4 protein-coding genes are annotated in these 3,043 nt (G+C 58.4%); all 4 read right to left on the minus strand.

Annotated elements, in window-relative coordinates; genetic code table 11:
* Positions 1–28: 28 nt before the first annotated feature.
* Positions 29–613 (minus strand): plasmid pRiA4b ORF-3 family protein, encoded by a 585-nt coding sequence (locus GTU67_RS15040; RefSeq protein WP_249417745.1) that lies wholly within the window; start codon positions 611–613, stop codon positions 29–31.
* Entirely contained in the window at positions 601–2,103 is a 1,503-nt protein-coding gene (gene tnpC / locus GTU67_RS15045) for an IS66 family transposase (RefSeq protein ID WP_430459025.1), read from the minus strand. The genes GTU67_RS15040 and tnpC overlap by 13 nt, the downstream gene beginning before the upstream one ends.
* Positions 2,104–2,206: 103 nt before the next feature.
* Complete coding sequence (gene tnpB / locus GTU67_RS15050; RefSeq protein ID WP_185780797.1) at positions 2,207–2,551, minus strand: IS66 family insertion sequence element accessory protein TnpB; 345 nt, start codon at positions 2,549–2,551, stop codon at positions 2,207–2,209.
* Positions 2,548–2,952 carry an IS66-like element accessory protein TnpA gene (gene tnpA / locus GTU67_RS15055; RefSeq protein WP_185780798.1) on the minus strand — a complete coding sequence of 135 codons (405 nt, stop codon included), beginning with the start codon at positions 2,950–2,952 and terminating at the stop codon, positions 2,548–2,550. The genes tnpB and tnpA overlap by 4 nt, the downstream gene beginning before the upstream one ends.
* Between the last annotated feature and the right edge of the window lie 91 nt (positions 2,953–3,043).

Below are 3,043 nucleotides of genomic sequence, written 5' to 3' on the forward strand. Positions count from 1 at the left end.
GTAAGCGTCCGCTCAGCACCGTCTTGCGCTACAGCTGAATTTCCCTCAGGCGTTGGTTGACCTCGTTTAGATCGAAGGCGCTTGGGTCGAAGGGACCACCGCACCACTGCATCATCTGTCCATACTCGGGGTGCGAGGGGTTCGCCATGACCTCAAGGAAGTCTTCGTAGCCAGGTATGCCTCCAACATCTTCCGGCGGGCACGCGTTAGCCCCATCCAAACACCAAGGCGAATCCAGAGGACCTTCGAATTGAGTCCGTTCTACCAGCGTGACGCGATGCCACCACGCATCGCCGTAGTCGTAGAGATAGTCGAAGGTGCGCGCACCTCCTAACGCTTTTCCCAAACGAACCCGTTGCTCGTTTTTTAGATCGTGCTCGGGGTAGTCAGGGTCGGGCTCACCGTAGTGCATGTCGTTGATGATGAACTCATGCAAATGCCCACCTTGCCACCCCATTGCCCAGAGTAAGGTCACGTGCAACTTACGCAAGGTAATGTTGGCCGGCACCAGAATCGTTCGGTAGATCAGCGGAGCGCTGTCACGCAGCTCAATGCGTAAGACTAGAGCCTCACCGCCTAAGACCGTGAGCTTGTCAGAGGTTACGCGGCGCAAGCCAGAGCGATGCAGTGTGAGTTTAGATTCCATGGCAACAATTCGTCGATTCGATTCACGGGATGCTCGGCGATACGGGCCAGCACCTCACGCAAGTAAGCCATGGGTTCAATGCCGTTCAGAGCCGCGCTACCAAGCAGGCTATAAATAGACGCAGCGCTGTGGCCGCCTGCATCGGATCCGGCAAATAGATAATTCTTACGTCCAAGGGCGACCACGCGCAGTGCCCGCTCAGCTGCATTATTATCGATGTCGATGCGGCCATCGTCTACATAACGCGTCAAGGCAGCCCAGCGCGTGAGCGCATAGCGGATAGCCCCGGCTAGGTCGGACTTGCGTGAGACGGATCGTAAGGTGTTATGCAGCCAGTCGTGCAGTGCGTCCAGTCGAGGGCCCGCACGTGCCTGACGCGCCTGGCGTCGCACCTCGGGCAATCCGCCCCGCACTTGTGCTTCGATCGCATACAGTTCAGCAATGCGTCCGAGAACATGCAAGGCCTCGGGGCTGCTTTGTTGCTCGGCAATATCGTAGAACTTGCGTCGAACATGGGCCCAGCAAGCCGCTTCTTTGACCCGGCCACTGTCGTACAGGGCATTGAACCCGGCATACCCATCGGCTTGAACGATGCCCTGGAAGTCTTTAAGGTGACGCTGGGGATGTTCACCTTTGCGATCCGGCGAGTATCCGAACCACACTGCCGCCGGTTGCTCGCTAGCTGCGGCTCGGTCATCGCGCACATACGTCCACAAACGCCCGGTGCGGGTCTTGCCACGGCCCGGGGCCAACACAGGCACCGGGGTGTCGTCAGCATGCACCTTGTTGCCACCCATGACATAGCGATGCAGCGCCTGCACCAATGGGCGCAGCAATTGACTGCTGCCGGCCACCCAATCGGCCAAGGTCGAGCGCGACAGCGTTACACCGTGCCGAGCATAGATCGCGCTTTGGCGGTACAGCGGTTGATGGTCGCAATACTTGGCCACGAGTACCTGAGCCAGCAAGCCCGGGCCCGCCAAGCCGCGAGCAATCGGCCGAGACGGTGCACCCGCTTGCACAATCGTGTCGCAACGTCCGCACGCCAGCTTGGGCCGCACGGTACGAACGACCTTAAAGCTGGCGGGAATGAATTCCAAGGTTTCGCTAACGTCTTCACCCAGGAACTTGAGCGTACCGCCGCATGCCGGGCAGTCGCACGAGTCATTCGCCGCAAGCACATGCTCTTCGCGAGGTAGAAACTCGGGCAAGCTATGACGCTGAGAGGGCCGAGGCTGCTTCTTGGGTGTGGGCTTATGAGGATCGACGACATGGGCTGGAGATTCTGCTACGGTCACGCCACCAAGCAACAACGGCAACTGAGCCAATAAGTCGCCAGCCCGCTCACTGCTACGCCCGAAGCGCTCACGTCGAGCTTTGACTAACTGCAACCGCAAGTAGTCGTTCTCTTGCTGCAACGCCTTGATCACTGCCAGCAAGGCAGTGGTGTCAGTCATAGTGGCGGCAGCGTTTTGCATGGCTCCCATTTTATCAAATAACCGCCACTAAAAGTGCGCTTAAACCCAATAAATATGCGGGTTTGCAAGCATCATAGATGCCTCAAACGCGTGTGGGCCGATGCGTGCGCTGAGGCCTGCGCCAATCAATGCCTTCAAGCAGCATCGACAACTGTGCCGGCGTTAAACACACCGAGCCCGATTCGGCTTGAGGCCAGACGAAATGGCCTTGCTCCAGGCGCTTGGCCAGCAGGCACATGCCATCGCCGCTCCACCAGAGCACCTTAATGCGATCCCCTTTACGGCCACGGAACACAAACACGTGACCACTGAAGGGATCCTCTGCAAGCTTGGACTGCACAATGGCCGCCAGGCCATCGAAGCCACGACGCATATCCGTGACACCGGCCGCCAGCCAGACGCGGGTTCCCGCCGGTAAGCCTATCATTCTCGTAGCGCCTGAACGAGGCAACGTAACGTAGGCAGATCGGCCGTCCCATGAACCACCACGCGTGCGCCGGGGAAGATCAGCTCAATGTGCCCTGAGCTTACGCCGCGATCTTGCCCGTCAATTATCTTGGCCGGTTGAGGCTGCGCTTGCGCCGACACGGCTTTAATCTGCACTGGCAGCAAGACCGGTCCTTCGGTGATGGGCCCAAAGGCGCCGCGCCGAAATTGCCAGCGCCAGTTATGCAGTTGGTTGGCATTGAGCCCATGGGCCATGGCGACACCGGCAATGGATGCACCGCTGGCCATCGATTCCTGCACGACTTGCCGCTTGAAATCGACTGTGTACCGACGCCGATAGCCACTCGGCACAGGTACGAGAGAAGCAGAGAATTCGCTCATTAAAATAAATGTCCATTTACCAAAATTAATGGACACTTATTCTGATGAGACTCCAACGAGAGCGCTAGACGGTACTGGGCGTACGCTTACC

This window comes from Pusillimonas minor (genome assembly GCF_014237865.1).
Lineage (GTDB): Bacteria > Pseudomonadota > Gammaproteobacteria > Burkholderiales > Burkholderiaceae_B > Neopusillimonas > Neopusillimonas minor.

What these genes read in the sequence shown, in the direction of transcription:
- tnpC (WP_430459025.1), bottom strand. Translation starts at nt 2,103, where the DNA reads ATGACTGACACCACTGCCTTGCTGGCAGTGATCAAGGCGTTGCAGCAA.
- tnpB (WP_185780797.1), bottom strand. Translation starts at nt 2,551, where the DNA reads ATGATAGGCTTACCGGCGGGAACCCGCGTCTGGCTGGCGGCCGGTGTC.
- tnpA (WP_185780798.1), bottom strand. Translation starts at nt 2,952, where the DNA reads ATGAGCGAATTCTCTGCTTCTCTCGTACCTGTGCCGAGTGGCTATCGG.